Annotated in this window: 16 protein-coding genes; 5 read left to right on the forward strand and 11 right to left on the reverse strand. The window is 59.0% G+C overall.

What is annotated here, in order from left to right:
* Positions 1 to 520: 520 nt before the first annotated feature.
* The gene (locus AACH87_RS18000; protein ID WP_338795891.1) at positions 521 to 1,219 is read right to left on the reverse strand and encodes an FCD domain-containing protein; all 699 of its coding nucleotides are present in this window, start codon (positions 1,217 to 1,219) and stop codon (positions 521 to 523) included.
* A 49-nt stretch (positions 1,220 to 1,268) separates the two neighbouring features.
* On the opposite strand from AACH87_RS18000, the gene AACH87_RS18005 reads away from it, so the two are divergent.
* From AACH87_RS18005 to AACH87_RS18025, 5 genes are all read left to right on the forward strand, one after another.
* The gene (locus AACH87_RS18005) at positions 1,269 to 1,844 is read left to right on the forward strand and encodes an NADPH-dependent FMN reductase (protein ID WP_338795892.1); all 576 of its coding nucleotides are present in this window, start codon (positions 1,269 to 1,271) and stop codon (positions 1,842 to 1,844) included.
* Between the two features lie 152 nt (positions 1,845 to 1,996).
* Positions 1,997 to 3,562 (forward strand): DUF1800 domain-containing protein, encoded by a 1,566-nt coding sequence (locus AACH87_RS18010; RefSeq protein ID WP_338795893.1) that lies wholly within the window; start codon positions 1,997 to 1,999, stop codon positions 3,560 to 3,562.
* Positions 3,563 to 3,674: 112 nt separating this feature from the next.
* Positions 3,675 to 4,958: a DUF1501 domain-containing protein gene (locus AACH87_RS18015; RefSeq protein ID WP_338795894.1), complete on the forward strand. Its 1,284-nt coding sequence runs from the start codon at positions 3,675 to 3,677 to the stop codon at positions 4,956 to 4,958.
* 70 nt (positions 4,959 to 5,028) lie between these two features.
* A complete protein-coding gene (locus AACH87_RS18020) occupies positions 5,029 to 5,376 on the forward strand; it encodes an H-NS histone family protein (protein WP_338795895.1) in 348 nt (115 codons plus the stop codon).
* Between the two features lie 486 nt (positions 5,377 to 5,862).
* Positions 5,863 to 7,410 carry a methyl-accepting chemotaxis protein gene (locus AACH87_RS18025; RefSeq protein WP_338795896.1) on the forward strand — a complete coding sequence of 516 codons (1,548 nt, stop codon included), beginning with the start codon at positions 5,863 to 5,865 and terminating at the stop codon, positions 7,408 to 7,410.
* Between the two features lie 155 nt (positions 7,411 to 7,565).
* Here AACH87_RS18025 and AACH87_RS18030 read toward each other — a convergent pair whose 3' ends face one another.
* The 10 genes from AACH87_RS18030 to AACH87_RS18075 all read right to left on the reverse strand — a co-directional run bounded on the left by AACH87_RS18030 (position 7,566) and on the right by AACH87_RS18075 (position 18,818).
* Positions 7,566 to 8,465: an ABC transporter permease gene (locus AACH87_RS18030; RefSeq protein WP_338795898.1), complete on the reverse strand. Its 900-nt coding sequence runs from the start codon at positions 8,463 to 8,465 to the stop codon at positions 7,566 to 7,568.
* A complete protein-coding gene (locus AACH87_RS18035; RefSeq protein WP_338795899.1) occupies positions 8,462 to 9,316 on the reverse strand; it encodes an ABC transporter ATP-binding protein in 855 nt (284 codons plus the stop codon). Before AACH87_RS18035 ends, AACH87_RS18030 begins: the two co-directional genes overlap by 4 nt.
* Before the next feature lies 1 nt (position 9,317).
* Complete coding sequence (locus tag AACH87_RS18040) at positions 9,318 to 10,334, reverse strand: ABC transporter substrate-binding protein (RefSeq protein ID WP_338795900.1); 1,017 nt, start codon at positions 10,332 to 10,334, stop codon at positions 9,318 to 9,320.
* Positions 10,335 to 10,337: 3 nt separating this feature from the next.
* Positions 10,338 to 11,384 carry an ABC transporter substrate-binding protein gene (locus tag AACH87_RS18045; protein ID WP_338795901.1) on the reverse strand — a complete coding sequence of 349 codons (1,047 nt, stop codon included), beginning with the start codon at positions 11,382 to 11,384 and terminating at the stop codon, positions 10,338 to 10,340.
* 92 nt (positions 11,385 to 11,476) lie between these two features.
* Complete coding sequence (locus AACH87_RS18050) at positions 11,477 to 12,373, reverse strand: TauD/TfdA family dioxygenase (protein ID WP_338795902.1); 897 nt, start codon at positions 12,371 to 12,373, stop codon at positions 11,477 to 11,479.
* A 156-nt stretch (positions 12,374 to 12,529) separates the two neighbouring features.
* Positions 12,530 to 13,756, reverse strand: coding sequence for a CMD domain protein (locus tag AACH87_RS18055; protein WP_338795904.1), 1,227 nt, complete (start codon positions 13,754 to 13,756; stop codon positions 12,530 to 12,532).
* A gap of 47 nt (positions 13,757 to 13,803) precedes the next feature.
* On the reverse strand, positions 13,804 to 15,132 hold the full coding sequence (locus AACH87_RS18060) for an acyl-CoA thioester hydrolase/BAAT C-terminal domain-containing protein (protein WP_338795905.1): 1,329 nt from the start codon (positions 15,130 to 15,132) through the stop codon (positions 13,804 to 13,806).
* A gap of 19 nt (positions 15,133 to 15,151) precedes the next feature.
* Complete coding sequence (locus AACH87_RS18065) at positions 15,152 to 16,720, reverse strand: ABC transporter substrate-binding protein (RefSeq protein ID WP_338795906.1); 1,569 nt, start codon at positions 16,718 to 16,720, stop codon at positions 15,152 to 15,154.
* 68 nt (positions 16,721 to 16,788) lie between these two features.
* On the reverse strand, positions 16,789 to 17,811 hold the full coding sequence (locus AACH87_RS18070; RefSeq protein WP_338795907.1) for an ABC transporter ATP-binding protein: 1,023 nt from the start codon (positions 17,809 to 17,811) through the stop codon (positions 16,789 to 16,791).
* Complete coding sequence (locus AACH87_RS18075; RefSeq protein WP_338795909.1) at positions 17,808 to 18,818, reverse strand: ABC transporter ATP-binding protein; 1,011 nt, start codon at positions 18,816 to 18,818, stop codon at positions 17,808 to 17,810. The genes AACH87_RS18070 and AACH87_RS18075 overlap by 4 nt, the downstream gene beginning before the upstream one ends.
* Between the last annotated feature and the right edge of the window lie 33 nt (positions 18,819 to 18,851).

Raw genomic sequence — 18,851 nt, forward strand, 5'->3', positions numbered from 1 at the left:
TCAGAGAGTTAGATGTTCAGCATGTCTCGAAAAACATGCATGACTTCATTTTTATGCACAAAACATATTTTAAGCATAGTGGTTTCTACTGAAACGAGAGTCAGGTAACCATTCATGGACAGCCCCCCGCTTTGGTAGCTTTCTGGAAGGCCTGAGAAGCGGCTCCCGCCTGCGCGGAAGATCACGGAGAGCAAGGAAAAGGAAAAAGCCCTAGGAGGAGCACAGCAGGCGCATCAGCAAAAATCGCCGCAGAGGCGACCTGATGCAGCAAGTAAGAGCAAGGTTTTGATCAAGCGTGCGGGGAGGGTAGGACGCTTGAGGCAGTCTTTGACAAGACGCAGAAGATTGCGCGGCACGCCGCCGGAGAGAACTGAGCCGCACAAATGCGAGGGAGTGCCACCTACACGCTCGTCACGCGTGCAGGCCTATCCTGCAGCATCGAGACACAAGCTCAACGGCCTGAACCTCAATGAAAAGAAGCGCAGACAGCTATAAAAAAATAGCAAATACCCAATAAAAATCAACTCGCCGGGATAGGATGTTGCGCCAACGTAGCCATCACGTTGCGCTGTGTGCTCAAGATATGTTCCTCCAGCATGGCACATGCACTGTCCACGTCACGGCGCAGAGTCGCATCCATGAGCTTTTTGTGCTCGCTCGATTTGCGCTTGGAAGTCTTTCTGTGGCGCGCTGAATAACGGCGGTAACGCTCGGCTTGGTCAAACAGGCTGGCACTCCAGGCTCGGAGCCGATCCGACGGGCAAGCAGAGATCAATGCTGCATGAAACGCCGTATGCAGCTCCGTCCATTCATCATCCAGCACCACAGGACCATCGCCCAGGCGCCCCTCCACTTTCTCGAGACGGTGAAAGGCTCCCACGATGGAGGCCTCCCATGCATCGTCTCCATATGCGATGGATTCACGCAAAGCCTGCACATCCAGCATGACGCGCATGCGCGTGATATCGGCCAGATCTTCTTCAGAAATAGTGGCTACACGGAATCCACGGCGCTCATCTGCACGCACCAACCCCTCCTGTGCCAAACGGCTCAGCGCTTCGCGCAAAGGGCTGCTGGAAAAGCCATACGCGGTCTGCAACTCATCCAACTTGAGCTTCACGCCGGGTCCGTAGGTCCCGATCAGGACATCGTGCCGCAGCTGCTGGAAGGCTTGGTCTACCAGCGGCGGGGTTCGTGAGAGGGCATCATTTTTATACATGATTCAAATTTTATGCATAAACTATAAAAAGACAACTTCAGGACCAGACATGACTGCATCTCCCGCACCAGTTCGCATTACGGCCATCTCAGGAAGCATTCGTAACGGTTCCCATTGCACAGCCGTATTGCGCAGCCTGGACCCGCTTCTACCCGCACAGGTCAAGATGGAAATCTTTCCACTCAACGACATTCCACTCTACAACGCCGACCTGGAAGGAGATGCATTGCCGGAGTCAGTGGCCCGGATGAAAGCGTCCATCGCAGAAGCCGATGGATTGGTATTGTGTTCACCAGAGTACAACTATGGCATTCCTGGTGTCCTCAAAAATGCCATTGACTGGGCGTCACGCCCTGGCTTTGCATCTCCGCTCAAGGGCAAACCGGTGCTGGTCATGACGGCATCCCCCGGCACCGCAGGCGGAGTACGTGCACAAGCACAGATCCGGGAAGCCCTCATGGCCACCTTGGCCCGGCCTCTGGTGAGGCAGCACATTGCCATCCCGGGAGTAGCAGCCAAACTCCAAGAAGGGCGTCTTGCAGATGCTCCCACGTTGCAGGTGATCCAAGAAGGGCTGGATGACTTTCTTCGGGAAATCAGGTGGCTGCGTAACGCGCACTCTTGAATCGGGCCGCTGGCGCGCACCCTCCTGTCTACATTGGTTGCCGACCCACAGAAAGATTTACATAACAGACACAGGCAGCAGGTCAACTTCAGCTCCAATGGTGGCGTTGCGAGACAAGGCTCTTGAGCCTCGCCACCTGGAAGGAGTTTGGAATGACAGCGCTGTTCATGGCCGCTCAGGGAGTGCGAAGACGCGAGCTGCTGCACCTTTGTCTTGGCACCGCCTTGCTGCCTGCGGCAATGCGACAAGCGCAGGCGCAAGTCGCCCCCTCCGCAGACCCTTTCGCTCTGCATGTGATCAACCGACTGGGCTGGGGGCCGTCCAGTCAGGACCTCATGCGCCTTCAAAAGGCGGGGGTGGATGCCTGGATCAACCAGCAGTTGCAGCCACTGCCCAGTGCATTGACTGACGACCTGGGCATCACACCCGGGGAGCAGCCTCGTGGATACCTCAGCCAACGCGAGGCAGTCACCAGATACCGAGAGGTAACCCAACTGGCTCGCAGAGATCCAGAAGCAGGCAAGGCAGCCAGGAGAGAACTGCTTCAGCAGGCAATACTGGATGCAAGCACGGCCCGTGTAATGCGGGCTTTGTACAGCCCGCAGCAACTCAACGAAGTGATGGTGGACTTCTGGTTCAACCACTTCAATGTTTTTTCAGGCAAGGGGATGGATCAGGTCCTCATCGCCAGCTACGAGAACGAGGTCATTCGCCCGTACGCCTTGGGGCGCTTTCGGGACATGCTGGGGGCCACGGCAAAGCATCCAGCCATGCTGTTCTACCTGGACAACTGGCTGTCCGTGGCGCCGGGCTTTCAAGCCCGCCGCTCAGGCACAAAACCCACACCCGGTGGCCTGAACGAAAACTATGCCCGCGAATTGATGGAGCTGCACACGCTCGGTGTGGATGGCGGCTACACCCAGTCAGATGTCACAGAACTGGCCCGCATGCTGACAGGCTGGACATTCGATGCCAAGGCCAGCGGTCCGTCGCTGTTCGTGTTCAACCCGGCCCGTCATGACTCCGGCAGCAAACAGTGGTTGAGACATGAAGTGCCGCCTTCAGGGCAGCAAGAGGGCGAGTGGGCACTGGACCAGCTGGCCAAGCACCCCGCAACGGCACGCCACATCAGCTACAAGCTGGCACAGCACTTTGTTGCCGATATCCCTCCTCCGGGGCTTGTTCAAAAACTGGCACGCCGGTTCACCTCTAGCGACGGTGATATCCGGTCGGTCCTCGAAACGCTCTTTGCAAGCCCGGAATTCCGTGATCCCGCACACTTCGGCAAGAAGTTCAAAACACCTTACCGCTACGTGCTTTCTGCCCTGCGGGCATCGGCTGTTGCGGTGCGTAACGTACGTCCTGTGCTCAATGCCCTGCAGCAACAGGGTATGCCGCTGTATGGATGTCCCACACCTGACGGGTACAAGAACACAGAGGAAGCGTGGTTGAATCCGGAAGCCATCACTCGCCGCGTTGCATTTTCCACGGCGCTGGGAGGTGGTCGGCTGCCACTGGACGAATTGCCGGGGAGCGAGGGCAGCCCAGTCTCTGGCGGCATGGGTGCAGTACCACCAAGCCGAGAACTGGATACCAACACGCTTCTGGCAACCTTGGGCAGCACCCTCTCCACCAGAACCCGGAGCCTCGTGGCATCAGAGCCAGCCAACCTGCAGACAGCCCTCGTTCTGGGTAGTCCCGACTTCATGCGCCATTGACTGCTGTGCATTGCCTATCAGCCTTTGCCATACCTTAAGGTCCAGGCGCATCAGCTCAACGGACACTCGCCCCAAGCAAGCCGACCTCCCCCTTTGCATCAGGAGACTCCACATGCAACGTCGCACCCTGATACGCGCTGCCGTGAGCGGCGCCACCACCCTCGCGATAGGGCCACACGCGCTGGCGGCCAAATCCCTGGAAACGGCCAATGCAGGCAGCCCGCGCCGACTGGTGGTGGTCTTCTTGCGCGGCGCGGTCGATGGGTTGAGTGTGGTGGTTCCCCATTCGGATCCGCAGTACGCAGCCCACCGGCCGGACATCGGATTGCAGGCCCCCGGCAAGGATGGAGGCGCCCTGCCGTTAGACAATCGCTTTGGCCTGCACCCGGCACTTGCACCCTTGCTCCCTCTATGGGACGCGGGCCGCTTGGGGTTTGTCCACGCTTGCGGGTCACCCGACCCGACGCGCTCCCACTTTGATGCACAAGACTATATGGAGTCCGCGACTCCTGGGCGTAAAACAACGGCAGATGGATGGATGAACCGGTTGCTGGGGCAGCTCCCATCCCGGAAGGACAGTCCACCATCGCAGGCGCCAACGCAAGCTATCAGTGTGGGGCCGGTGCTGCCACGTATCTATGCAGGACCGCAGGCGGTAGCCAACCTGGCGTCGGGTAACGCTGCGACCAAACCTGATGTCCTGGATCGCCCAAAAGTGGGTGCGGCATTTGACCGGATGTATGCGAGTTCAGACGCGATCTCGTCCGCCTACCAAGCATCGCGACAAGCCCATCGCGAGGTCATGCAATCACTGAGCAACGAGGAAGATGTCACCAAGGAAATGGCAGCAGCGAACAATGGAGCCCCACTGCCCAACGGGTTTCCGGCAGACGCGGCGCGACTTGCGAGACTCATGCGCAACGATGGTCAGGTACAACTCGCCTTCATGGCACTGGGCGGATGGGATACCCACGCCAACCAGGGCAACGCTACAGGCCAGCTGGCCAACAGATTGCAACCACTGGGTCAAGGTCTCGCGGCATTGGCACAAGGGCTAGGCCCCGTGTTCGAAGACACCGTGGTGCTCGTAATGTCAGAGTTTGGCCGCACGGTTCGCCAAAATGGCAACGGGGGTACGGACCACGGTCACGGTAACGTGCTCTGGGCACTGGGCGGCCCAGTGCAGGGCGGCAAGGTGCACGGACATTGGCCCGGCCTGGACACCAGCGCCTTGTATGAAGAGCGAGACCTCGCGGTCACCACAGATTTTCGGAGCGTGGTCGCTCAGGTGGCGACGCGGCACATGCGCCTCTCTGATCGCCAACTGACCAGTCTGTTGCCCGGATTCTCGCAAGCAAGTCTGCAAGGGGGGAACCTTTCGCTCATCACAGGGTAAAGACCGGATCAACCTGAAGAAACTCTCCCGCGGCAGGGCACTCTCAGCGCAGTCTTTTTAAAATCCTGGGATGAACACTGAAATCCGAGAACTAGACCGCCAGATCGCTGAACTGCAGGCCCGCCGCGACAAGCTGGTACGAGAGAACAAAAGCCAAGCGATTCAGACCGCGCGCCAACTGGTTGCCGAATTCGGCTTGACGCCAGTCCAAATAGGTCTGGGATCGATCAGCCGCAAACCTCTGCCCCCATCGACCAAGCGTCCCACCACTTTTTACGATCCCAATCGTGGCTTGGCCTGGGATGGCTCCTTGAGCGGCCGGGGCCGCAAGCCTGCATGGATCATGCAAGCCATTGAAGACAAGACCATCGAGTCATTTCGGGTGATGGTGCAGTCAGCGACGGAAGCCCAAGTTTGAGCGGATTGATGCCCTGGTAGAGCGCTTCGGCCAAGACTCCCCGCCCGTAAACGGTCGCTGACTGCGACCTTCCTCCGTCAGTAACCAGAATTACATACAAGCGCACACAGCCCTACAACACTACAACCGCAACGCGAAGTGCGCATATTGCGTGTGCGGTGGGTGTTCTGCATCCCGTGCGCTTGGCTCAAGCATCTCCGTCCTGCTTCCCGCAAGTGCCCTGGAATAGCGCTCCGTGTTAATCACACAGCTCTTATTTGGGCCGCCCCTTTTTTTGATCAGAGTTCACACCAAATTGGTGCATTCAATCAAGCAGAAGTGCTTAACTTTGAACGCAGGCAATGTGAATCGCAGCGTGTCATGGCTTCACCAACTAGAGTGCCGCTCAATTAGTTCACAAACTTTTCAATAGTTAAGCCAGAATTGGAAATACCCCAAGACCATTCCAATAAATGGGGACCAGATTCATCACTGATGGAGGGTCAAATGCATTTATCCAACTGGCGTGTCGGTGTTCGCTTGGGGGCGGGCTTCGCCCTTCTTCTCACCTTGGTTTTAGTCATGGGCACTTATGCCCTGAATCGCGTCTCGCGGATACATGACAACATGCAGTTGTTTGCAACCGATTGGCTACCAAGCACCCAGCAACTTGCCGGTATCAATGAGGCCCTGAACCAGATGCGCCGAGGTGAGTTGCAGATGATGCTGGGCGGGGACATCCAGTCTTTGCAAGATGAATCCGCACGAATTGCCAAACAGTGGGACGTGCTACCACCCCTTTTGCTGGCGTATGAGCAAACTTTGAGTGGCGAAGAGCGTGATGCATATGCTGCTTTGGTGTCAGCCATTCAAAGCTACAGGGCCAGTCAGCCACGCCTTTTGGATTTGCTGAAACAAGGCAAAGCAGAAGAAGCAAGGTCCTTCATACGAGGGGAATCACGGCGGGCTTTTCGTGCAACTACCGACGCTATGGCCCAGTTAACCCAGGCCAATACCAATGGGGCTGCGATCGCTACAAAGCAATCCGAGTCCGCCTATCACTCCATCATTTTTGGTATAGCGGTAATACTTTTTGCCGCGTTGGCAATAGGAGCTTTTGTCGCTTGGTTACTCACACGTTCACTGACTACACCGCTGGCATATGCAGCCTCTACCGCTGATCGTATTGCAGATGGCGATTTAAGCAACGATGTGCATTCAGACCGAAGAGATGAGCTGGGCGACTTGCTGCGCGCTCTTTCGCGCATGCAGGAAGCACTGAACGCTTCTGTTTCCAAAGTGCGGGCAGGAGCTGATGCGGTAGCCATCGCTGCGCAAGAAGTCTCTGCTGGAGGTCATGACCTCTCCATAAGGACAGAACAAGCTGCAGCAAACATTGAACAAACTTCTGCAGCAATGCAGCAGGTTGCCGACACCGTAGGCTCCAGCGCCCATACCTCTCAGCAAGCGCTCCAGCTAGCCAATACCGCTGCAGAAATAGCTGCTTTGGGTGGCTCCGTAGTGAACCGTGTGGTTCAAACGATGAGTGGCATTCAAAATTCTTCCACGAAAATCGGAGACATCATTGGTGTCATAGATGGGATCGCTTTTCAGACAAACATCCTTGCGCTCAACGCAGCAGTGGAGGCCGCACGCGCTGGAGAGCAAGGCCGAGGTTTTGCCGTGGTTGCGACGGAGGTGCGCACCCTTGCCCAAAGGTCTGCCCAAGCCGCTCAAGAAATCAAGGTTTTGATTTCCAACTCCGTTGAGCAAATAGACCAAGGTGGTCAATTAGTGCAGGAGGCAGGCAGCACGATGTCCAAGGTTGTGTCTTCTGTCAAAAGCGTGCAAGTACTCATCGGGGAAATCGCATCGTCCATACGCGCACAGACCCAGAGCGTGACAGAGGTTAATTCAGCAATTACTCAGATGGATCACATGATCCAACAGAATGCAGCCTTAGTTGAGCAATCTGCGGCAGCCGCAGCATCTTTACATTCACAGGCGGGGGATTTATCCAGAGCCGTTGGCCGGTTCAAACTTGCGCCTCAATAAATCCTTTATCCATGTGAATTTAGCTTTGATACCCCAAGCTACTGAATTAGCGTTACATAGATAAATTTACTGAGCGGTCTGCCAGAATTTTCTCCCGGCTCATAAAGTTTCTTCCATGGAGCCGGGACCACTACCTTCAGTACATCACAGGAAAATCATCGCTGTAGCCCCCAGCGTTTCACTGTCACTTTTTCCAATGAGCGAAAAATCAGGTTCTCCACTGAAAGCCCGATGGCAATGACCATCACGAGTCCGGCAAACACCTTGTCGGTGTAAAGCTCGTTGCGGTTCTGGAAGATGTACCAGCCGAGACCACCTTTGCCCGATGATGCGCCAAACACAAGCTCGGCTGCAATCAGGGTGCGCCACGCAAAAGCCCAACCGATCTTGAGCCCGGACAGGATGGATGGGAGTGCGGCAGGCACGAGAATCTGCAGCACGTAGGGCACGCCACGCAGACCGTAGTTGCGCCCCGCCATGCGCAGGGTCTCTGGCACTGCCTGAAAGCCTGCATAGGTGTTCAATGCCAGCGGCCAAAGTACAGAATGGATCAGCACAAACACGAGGCTGCCCTGACCTAAGCCAAACCACAGCAAGGCCAGCGGCAGCAGTGCGATAGCAGGTAAAGGGTTGAACATGGCTGTGAGCGTGGCCAGCAGGTCGCGCCCGATCTGGGTGGACACGGCCAGCGTCGTCAGCACAAAGGCCGCCACGATGCCTGCCAGGTAGCCCTGCAGGAGCACACCCAGCGACAGCGCGGCCTTGCCCAGCAATTCGCCGGTGGCGATGCCATCGACAAAAGCCCGGGCCGTGGCGGTGAAGGTGGGCAGCAGCAGGTCGTTGTCTTGCCAGCGCGCGAGCAGCTCCCAAGCCAGGGCCAGCACCAGCAAGATGGCGGTTTTGCGCAGCCAGCCCTGCTGCCACAAGCGCGCCGCCCAGGGCAGTGGACGCTGTGGTGCCACATCGATCATGGGCTCCAGCGGGCGTTCGTATTCAGGCCGCACCGGCGGCTGCAGGCCACCGATGAGCGCAGCATTTCCGGGGACGGTGCTCATGCAGATTTCCTCCGGTGCTCTGCCGGGGCTGCGGCAGCCGCCACGGCGGGAGTGTCGCCTTCAAACAGCAGGTGATGGATGCGTTGCGCCGCCGCCTGAAACTCAGGGCTGCCCGCACTGTGCAGGCCAAAGGCGTGGCTGTTGATCTCAGCCCGCACCCGGCCAGGGTGGGGCGATAGCAGACCAATGCGGTTGCCCACCACCAGGGCCTCTTCGATGGAATGGGTGACAAACAGCAGCGTGAAGTGCACCTCCTCCCACAGCGCCAACAATTCCTCTTGCATCTTGCGCCGGGTCAAGGCATCGAGCGCAGCGAAGGGCTCGTCCATCAGCAGCACTTGGGGCTGCATCGCCAAGGCCCGGGCAATGGCCACGCGCTGCTTCATGCCGCCCGAGAGCTGGTGCGGGTAGGCGTCAGCAAACTTCGCCAGGCCCACCTTGTCCAGATAATGCAAAGCGCGCTCACGGGCTTCAGCCCGCCCCAAAGTGCGAGAGGCCAGCAGCGGAAACATCACGTTCTGCACCACGGTCTTCCATGGCGGCAACTGGTCGAACTCCTGAAACACCACGATGCGGTCAGGCCCTGGCCCATGCACCACCTGGCCCGCCAGGCGGATCTCGCCTTCGGCCGGGGGAATGAAGCCCGCCACCGATTTGAGCAGCGTGGACTTACCACAGCCCGATGCGCCCAGCAGCACAAACCGGTCGGCCTGGTACACATCAAAGCTCACGCGATGCGTGGCGCGCACCACCGATTGCGGTGTACGGTATTCCAGGCTCACGTTGTCCACCTGCAGCAGCGGGGTGGCATGGATGGAAGTTGCAGCTGGTAAATGAGTGATGGTGGCCATGTCAACTTCCTGGCAAGGCATGGGCTTCTTCAAAGAAATAGTCTTTCCATGAAGCAGCGCGGTTCTTGAGGACGCCCAGCTTGTGCAGTTCGTCGGCGTAAACAAAGGTGCGCTGTGGAGTCACCGTGAAGTCGTTTTCAGGGTCTTCCACAATGCGGCGCACCAGCTCGGGAGGCAGTTTGGACTGTTGCACACGGATGAACACCTCTGCCGCCTTGGCTTTGTTGGTTTTGACGAACTGCTCGGCCTCGACCAGCGCGTTGTAAAACGCCTTGTAGGTCTTGGGGTTCTCGTCATGAAACTTCTGGGTGGTGTAGAGCACGTTGAACGTGGCCGGCCCACCGAGAATGTCGTACGAGCTGAGCACCTTGCGCACCTGCTTGCTCTCCAGCGCCTGGTAGTAAAACGGCGCGCTCGAGAAATGGGTGTTGACCTCAGAGCCGCCTTTGATGAGCGCAGCCGTGGCGTCGGGATGTGGCAGGCTGACCGTGATGTTGTCAAAGCGCTTGAAGTCGGCAGCGCCAAACTGGCGGGCAGTTTCAATCTGCAGGGTACGTGACTGAAACCCCACCCCCGCCGCAGGCACGGCGATACGGTCCTTGTCGCCCAAGTCCTTGAGGCTGCGCACATTAGGGTTGTTGGTGAGCAGGTAATTGGGCAACGAACCCAGCGACGCCACCACCTTCACGTTTTGCTTGCCCCGTGTGCGGTCCCACAGAACCAAGGCTGGGGGGATGCCTGCAGAGACGATGTCGAGCGAGCCTGCCAGCAGAGCTTCGTTCATGACCGTGGCGCCCGAGAGTTGCGCCCACTCGACCTGCACATCCACGCCCAGTTGCCTGCCGTGCTTCTCGATGAGCTGCTGCTCACGCACCACATCGAGCAGCAGGTAACCAATGCCAAACTGCTGCGCCACACGGATACGGCCTTCCGCCTGAGTGGCGCTGGCTGTCGCTACCAGGGCCGCCACGCAGGCCCACAGGCTACGGCGCACCCAACGGTTCAAAGGCTGTGCCATGGATCAGCTCCCGGATGCAACATGCGCATCGTCAAAAAAGTAATCTTTGAATGACGCAGGCTTGTTCTTGATGACCCCTACGCGGTGCATGAATTCGGCCAGGGCAAAAGTGTTCTGCGGAGCGATCTTGAACTGCACTTCCGGGTTCTTGATGATCTTGATGAGGAAGTCCCGATCAATCTTGGCGTTGGCTACCTTGATATAGATGTCCGCGGCCTTCTCGGGATTGGCAGTAGCGAACTGAGCAGCCTCGGTCAAGGCACCGATGAAGGCCTTGTAGGTCTTGGGATTCTCTTTACGGAATTTCTCGGTGGCATAGAGCACCGTGGCCGATGCCGGGCCGCCCAGCACGTCGTAGGACTTGAGCACGATGCGCGCATTGGGGTTGCCGGCCAGCTCCTGCTCTTGGAACGGCGGATTGCCAAAATGCCCCGTGATTTCAGTGCCCCCCTTAATGATGGCCGCTGCCGCCTCGGGGTGGGGCACGGCTAAGCTGATCTTGTCCAGGCGCGCAAACTCCTTGTCGCCCCACAGCTTGGCCGAGGCCAGTTGCAGCACTCGAGACTGCACCGATACGCCCACGGCAGGCAGTGCAATGCGGTCTTTGTCGGTGAAGTCAGCGATGGACTTCACGTTGGGGTTGTTGCTCACCAGGTAGTACGGAAAGTTGCCCAGCGAGGCCACGCCGCGCACGTTCTGCTTGCCATAGGTGCGGTCCCACAGCGTGAGCAGTGGCCCCACGCCCGCCCCAGCAATGTCGATGGAGCCAGACAGCAGCGCATCGTTCACGGCCGAGCCGCCCGAGAGCTTGACCCAGTCTACCTTTACTTCCACCCCGGCCTCACGGCCATGCTTTTCAATGAGCTTTTGCTCCTGTGCGACGTTGAGCAAGAGGTAGACGATGCCGAACTGCTCGGCAATGCGCAATTGCCCTTCCGCCCGCGCGGCGGCAGAGAAGGACCAACCAGCAACCAGCAGGCTTGCGCCCGCCAGCAAAGAGGTAGCTCGGCGCACCCAGCGACGGCGATGGGAGGGAAGAACAGAGGTCATGGTGGTTTTCTCCAGAGAATGCTGCGGCCCACCTGGGTTCAACCAGGCTTTATGAAGGGGCAAAAAGTAGAGCGATGTGGCCTGCAGGCCGATCAATAAGGCACGGAGCCTTCGATGGTGGTGCGATAGAGCTTGCGGCGCAGGTGGTCCGGCGTGCCGGTCGCCAGATGCACGACCGAGCGGTTGTCCCAGAACACCATATCCCCCGGCTGCCAAACATGGCGATATTGCAAGGCTGGCTGTGTGCTGTGGGCAAACAACTGGCCCAGCAGGTCACGGCTCTCATCTTCTGGGAGGCCAACAATGCGGGTGGTGAAATGCTCGCTCACAAAGAGCGCCTTGCGCCCGTTTTCAGGGTGGGTGCGCACCACCGGATGGACTACAGGCTTGACCTTGTCGATCTGCTCTTGGGTGAGCTGGGGCCGCCAGGGGTTGCGTGCACGCAGCTCTTCGTAGCGCGCCAGATAGGTGTGCTCAGCGTGCAGGCCTTGCACAGCGGTTTTAAGGTGCTCGGGTAGCCAGTCCCAAGCCAGGTGCTGGTTGGCAAACAGCGTGTCACCGCCCTCAGCGGGCAGCTCCTGCGCATGCAGCATGGAGCCCAGGCTGGGCTTTTCCACGTAAGAAAGGTCCGAGTGCCAGAAGTGTCCGGCATCGCCCAGGCCAATGGGCTGACCGTTTTCCTTGATGTTGGAGATGATGAGGATCTCAGGATGCCCGGCCAGCGCGAACTGACTCAGCACATGGATTTGCAAAGGACCAAAACGTCGGCTGAACTCGACTTGCTGAGATGGCGTGATGTGCTGCTCGCGGAACACCAGCACATGGTGCTCCAGATGCGCTTGGTGAATGCGACTGAAATCCTCCGAAGACAGGGGCTCGGACATATCCAGACCCCAAACTTCTGCCCCCAGATGGTCACCCAACGGCGAAATGTGGATTGAACTCGCGGTTCTGGCCGGAGAGTCAGCAATAGCGAAATTGGCAGCCATTCAAAAGTCTCGACATCAATACGTCTACACAAGCAACTGGCTACCAATTTACGGAAGTCGATCAATAAGAGAAACGAATAAAAAATTTGATCGTTAGAAGCAAAAAATCCGACGCCTCTCTCTGTACCACGCAGAGACAGGCATCCCTACGGCATTTCAGGGACTCGGAATCACGGCTTCGCCCAAATTCAGCATCAACCGGTTCGCCCAAGCAAAGATCGCAATCGCATGGATGAGATCGATGATTTCCAGCGTAGACAGGCCAGCAGCCTTGACCGGACGTAGCTGATCCGGGCCGAACTGACCAGGCGCTGAAGTCAAATCGATGGACGCCTGCACAATGGCCTTTTCCCGAGCGTTGGTTCCTGCACCCTGCGGATCGGCAAACACCTGGTAGATGACATCGTTGCGCTTGGCCAGTTGCTCAAAGCGTTGAGCGTGGACAGAAGCGCAATACACGCATCGATTCACGCGCGACACCACGGCACTGGCAAGCTCTCGCTCTGCGCGCGAAAGACCTCCAGGCGCATACATGATGGCGTTGAAAGCGATGGATCGCTCTTGCAGGATACGTGGCTGGTGCACCAGCACGCGGTAGTAGTCTGATGTTTTGGCTGCCGGATGACTTGCTTCCAGCACTGCGATCTGCTCGGGCGTGGCCTGGTCCAGCGCAACCACTGGCAACCATGCTTTCCAGCCCAGAGTTTCACTGGTGAAACCGTTCACGCGGACAGGCTCGCCGGGCTTGGGCAGATGAGCTGGGTGCACAAAAGGCGAGGTGTCTCCAGCAACGCTCGATGCCGTCGCAGATTCGCTGACATGGCTCAGTTGGCCCAGCGCTTGCAGGCCTGCAACCACCCGCACCTGGTATGCGACAAAGGCAATCAGCTGAGCCAAAACCACCACCTCAGGCGTGGTCAGGCCTGCCTCCGGCAACCGCAACAAGGCGTCCCGGTCACCCTCTACCGGGCGCAGCGCCAGGGTATGGGCAAAAGTCAGGATAGCCCGCAACCGAGCGTCTTCTGCACCGGTGAACGCATCATCCTGGGGTGCCGTAGACACAGCGTTGGCGTCCAGCGCTCGCTGCTCCGCGGCGGACAGGGGGCTGGTGGCGTGCAACGCATTCAGTCGAGCAAGGTAGTGCGCTTCCAGACGGCCGCTACCCGAAAGACGAGCGATGAGCAATGCCACCAGCAAGCGTTCGGCCAACCCCAGGCCGGGGAGCGCAGGATCGAACAAGCCATCGTAGCTGCCCTGGGTTGCAGCCACCACTTTGTCGCGCTGGTACCGCACCACATGCATGGGATCGTCCTGGGAAAACCCAAGCAGCTGATCAATCACATCACTGTCAGATGGTCCAGTGACCGATGAAAAATTGGACATATAGCTGTCTCCGAATCAACAGTTGAATGTTTTTTGCTCTCTTGCGCTTAACAGGCAAAGAAAGCTTGCTTCAAAAATGAGAGCACGCCTATCCAAGACTGCTCATCTGCCAGTGCGTTAGGACTGGGTGCTCCGCCGGTCGTGCTCAATCGACCCGATACAGGATGGGCATAGACCAGCTGCGTTGTGGGCATGTAGGGGAAGAGAATCGAATGCCCTGCTCCCTCAAAATCCAAATGCTTCACAGCGTATGGATGACGATGCCGCTCAAGGCGCTCCACCACCATGCGGCTGTAGAGGCTAGAGGGCCAAGAGCCGTCATCCGACGCCGAAAGGAGAAGCACAGGCCCGCGGATGCGCTCTACGGCAATCGACGCTCGCTGCACGGCCTCTGGGTCTTGTAACGCTGTGAGAAGCGCATTGGCGTGGCGACGTGGCTCAGGCCCCTCATCCCAAGGTTGCCATGTGGCCGTACGATTGCCCTGCCACAAGTGCGGCAGCGCCTTGCCCTGGTAGAGCCACGCAGGGCCGTTGCGGCTGTCTGATCCCAAGCGGGGGTCACAAGCATTCTGGGCACTGTGCACCACTGCGCCGGGAACGTAGGCCACCACAGCAGACACCCATTGGGGGAACATCGACGCAAGCAGCAGTACCAGTTCTCCGCCCCGTGACTGCCCGCTAAGCGCAACACGTCCCCCAGCGGGGCGCAGCGTGCGATGCACCCATTGCAATGCATTCTCAAAATACTCCAGCGGAGTATTGGAGATGTAGTCCGGCAACCCAGGCGCTTTGAAGTACCCCAGCGCCAAGGCAGCGTAGCCATGGGATGCGTACAGTGCTGCACGCGGTTCATTGATTCCGCCACCGGATCCGTTGAGCACCACGATCACCGGGGGCGACATGCCATCGGCCCTGGGAGGGGGTGTGAACAATGTGCCCACCACGCCCGCTTCCCGCACCTCTTGTCGCACCACCCCCTGCCCAGCCAGAGTTTGGAGAAGCCAGGCTTCGGTGACATCGCTGGCGCTACGCAAGCCCGGTTGCCGTTCCAGAACCACATGGGTTTCAAGCGCTTCCCAAGGATGCGCCGCAAAAATCTCACGGGGTGCACGGCCGTCGTCAGGCACTTGTGACCACATCAGACCCATGGATGAAACGCCGGAGTAGGAGCCAGATATTGGTGCATCGCGCAACAAATCGACCTGCCCCTGTGCGTCAGCCACAAAGTCGGCTTGCGCACGCCAGGCAACACCCGGCCCGCGCAACGTGGTGCTGTGCAGACGAATGCACTCACCAGATTGAAGCCCCTCCACAAAGATACGGCGAGGCACATCGATCAGTGCATCGGAGGGTGTAATGGCCAATACTGCAGTCATGAACGGAGCTCAGTCTGCGTCACTTGCCCACACGCGTTACCTGGAGCGCAGAGGTACGGTCACTGAGTAGCGGCGTGACCTTCAAGCCTTTCTTGGCAGCCCAGATATTCTGGTAGTGGAAGAGCGGAATGTGGCCCACGTCATCCGTCACCAACTTGGCAGCGTGGCGGAAGATCGCTGCACGGCGGTCGGCCGAGAACTCCACTGTGGCGGCATCCAGCGCCTTGTCCACTGCCTCGTTGCTGTAGCGGCCCCAGTTGTTGGCTCCGCGACCGCGCTTGGCATCGGTAGTGGCCAGTGTCTGAAGCAGGCCATAGCCCGCCTCCCCCGTGCCGTTGCCCCACGCAATCACGCTCACGGCGTAATCGTTCTTGTTGGCCCGGCTGGAATAAGCAGCCCAAGGCACGACCTCCACCTTGGTCTTCACCCCGACACGGCTCCAGAACTGGGCTACAGCCTGCACCGTTTCCGGAGCCTGCGGGTAACGATCGCCTGGCACGTGGATAGTGATCTGGAAGCCCTGCGCGAAACCCGAGTCGGCCAGCAGCTTCTTGGCCTGTTCCGGGTTGTAGGCAATGTCTTTGACTTCGGGGTTGTAGCCAAAGCTGCCTTTAGGCATCCATTGGTTGGCCTCTGTCACAGTCCCCTGCAGCACCCGGTCTGCCAGGGCTTTGCGATTGATAGCCACCGAAAGGGCCTGGCGTACGCGTTGGTCACGCAGTGGATTCTCAGCCAGCGGCTTGCCTGCGTTGTCGGTAATGAACTCGTTAGCCCCCGCACGGAAGCTAGGTTGCAGCAGCAGCACACGCAGGCCTGGGTAGGTAAAGACGCTGACCGATGAAGTCTTGCGCAGCTTTTCCACATCGGTCACAGCCACCTTGTCAATCACGTCTACGTCGCCTGCAAGCAAGGCAGCTGTACGAGCGGCACCATTGCTGATGAAGCGGTAGGTCACCTTATCCCATTCCGCCTTGGGGCCGTAGTAGCCAGGGTTGCGCTCCATCACCGTACGATCGCCAGGCGTGAATGACACCAGCTTGTAGGGCCCAGTGCCGACAACGGCGCGGCCAGCGTTGTAGTCTTCGGTCTGGCTCTTTTCACCCACATGCTTGCTTACGACATAGATCGAGGCGACCTCCAGTGGCAGCATGGGGTTGGGGGTGTTGGTCTTGACGATCACCGTATGTGCATCCTTGGCGGTCACGGACTCCACCGTTCGCAAAGCTCCTGCATAAGATGCCACGGAACCCGGCACATTGCGAGCACGGGTGAACGAGAACACGATGTCGTCAGCCGTCATAGGCTTGCCGTCTTGCCACTTGATGTCGTTGCGCAGCTTGAATTCCCAGGTCTTTTCATCGAGTGACTTCCACGAGGATGCCAGCGCGGGTTCGAGCTTTCCACCGTCACGTGAGTTGATGATGGAATCCCAAAAATGCAGCGCCAAAGAGCGATCTCCGGCATGGTTGTTGAGTTGTGGATCTACCGAGGAAATGGGGTCGGCAAAGGCAATCGAGAGATTCTGCGCATGGGCGCTGGCAACCAGCAAGGCTGCAGCAGCGATGGCTGTGATACGAAGGGTGGTCATGGGAATGATCTCCTGAAAGGGCGGTAAAAGACAGGCCACTGAACGGGCATGCGGCTGAGGACTTCTCTTCAAGACCCAGATGCGGTCTCATTGAGATGGCAGGCGCTGGCGTGCCGCACTGCAATGCCGCGCAACGTAGGTACCTCAACAGCACAACGCGGGATGGCGTGGGGGCAGCGTGGATGGAAGTGGCAACCTGAAGGCGGATGGATGGGGCTGGGAATTTCCCCCCGGATGCCACCAAAGCGAGCACCTCGGTTGCTGATGCGAGGAATTTCCGCCAGCAGCGCACGGGTGTAAGGATGGTTGGGCCGGGCAAACAACTCTTCTACCGGAGCCGTTTCCACCACACGCCCCAGGTACATCACCGCGACACGGTCACACAGGTGTTCGATCACACCCAGGTCATGGCTGATGAACAGGTAGGCCAGCCCCAGCTGGTCTCGCAGGTCCATGAACAGGTTCAATATCTGCGCCTGGATTGAAACATCCAGGGCGGCCACGGCTTCGTCGCAAACCAGCAGAGTGGGCCCCACGGCCAGCGCACGGGCGATGCCAATGCGCTGGCGCTGGCCTCCGCTGAATTGGTGCGGGTAGCGAAAACGCAGTGCCGGGTCCAACCCCGCGCGCTCGAGCTGGGCACACACGTAGTCGTCTTCCCCTGCGGCATCGGTCAACCCATGCAGGCGGGCGGCTTCACCCACGATACGCGCCACCCGCAAACGGGGGTTCAGACTTCCAAAGGGGTCCTGAAAAACCATCTGCGTCGCCAGTCTGGCAGCAACCCGGTCGGCCCCTTGCAGATTGTGCAGTGGCCGACCTTGCACCAGGACCTCGCCCTCGGTGGGAGCCAAAAGCCCTGCAGCCATGCGTCCCAAGGTGGACTTGCCGCAGCCAGACTCTCCTACCAGCCCCACCACTTCACCCGGATGTACTTGCAGGTCGACCCCATCGACCGCATGCGTGATCACAGGCGGCTGGTTCATGCCGAGGCGGCGTAGCCACTGGCCAAACCGGCCTGGCTGCGGTCGGCTTCCAAAGCGCTGGGCGACCCCACGCAGCTCAATCAAAGGCGTCGAATGGTTACTCATGCGGCCTCCTGGACGGTGGTGACAGTCCCTGCTCCAGGATGAAAGCAACGCACCCTGTGTACGGTGGCACCTTGCTCAGGGGCAACGGGCGTGAGCTGAGGACGCTGAGTGCAGGCTGCGCTAGCGCGCTGGCAGCGGGGAGCAAAGGCGCACCCTTCGGGCATGTTCAGCAATTGAGGAGCCATGCCCGGGATCTGCCGCAAGCGCTCTCCACGGCGGTTGGCGCTGGGCAGGCTGCCTATCAGGCCTTGGGTATACGGGTGCTGAGGGTTGTCCAGCACCTGGTCCACGTCCCCCTGCTCCACGATCCGGCCGGCGTACATCACAGCAATTTCATCGGCCAGGCCCGCCACCACAGACAAGTCATGACTGATCCAGATCAGTGAGGTACCCCGATCACGTACAAGCTTTTGCACCTCGGAAAGGATCTGGGCCTGAATGGTGACATCCAGTGCAGTGGTAGGCTCGTCGGCGATGATGAGGTCGGGGCCGTGCAGCATCGCGATGGCGATCGCCACACGCTGGCGCATACCCCCAGACAACTGGTGGGGGTAGGTCAACAGGCGCTCGCGGGGGCTGGGTATGCCCATCAGCGCCAGAGTCTGCGCGGCCTGCTCGGCAGCCTCGGCTTTGGAAGTTTTGCGATGGGCCTGTACGGCTTCGATCATCTGCACATCAATGCGCAAGACCGGATTGAGGGTGGCCATCGGGTCCTGAAAGATCATGGCCATGCGGTTACCCCGCAGCTTGCGCCGCTCTGCTTCTGGCAGATGGGTAATGTCCTGGCCATGCAACAACACCTGGCCCGACTCGATGCGCCCGGGCGCATCCACCAAGCCCATGATGGAGAAGCCGGTGACCGATTTGCCGGAGCCCGATTCGCCCACCAGGCCCAACACTTTGCCCCTTCCCAAGGTGAAGGACACATCGTCCACCACCGGCAGCACCCCCGCGCGGGTGTGGAAGCGGGTCACGAGATTGCGCACTTCCAGCAGGTGATTACTCATTTGCATCCTTCATTGAGGTGTCCACCCCCCAAA

The organism is Acidovorax sp. DW039 (assembly GCF_037101375.1).
In the GTDB taxonomy this organism is placed as follows: domain Bacteria; phylum Pseudomonadota; class Gammaproteobacteria; order Burkholderiales; family Burkholderiaceae_C; genus Acidovorax.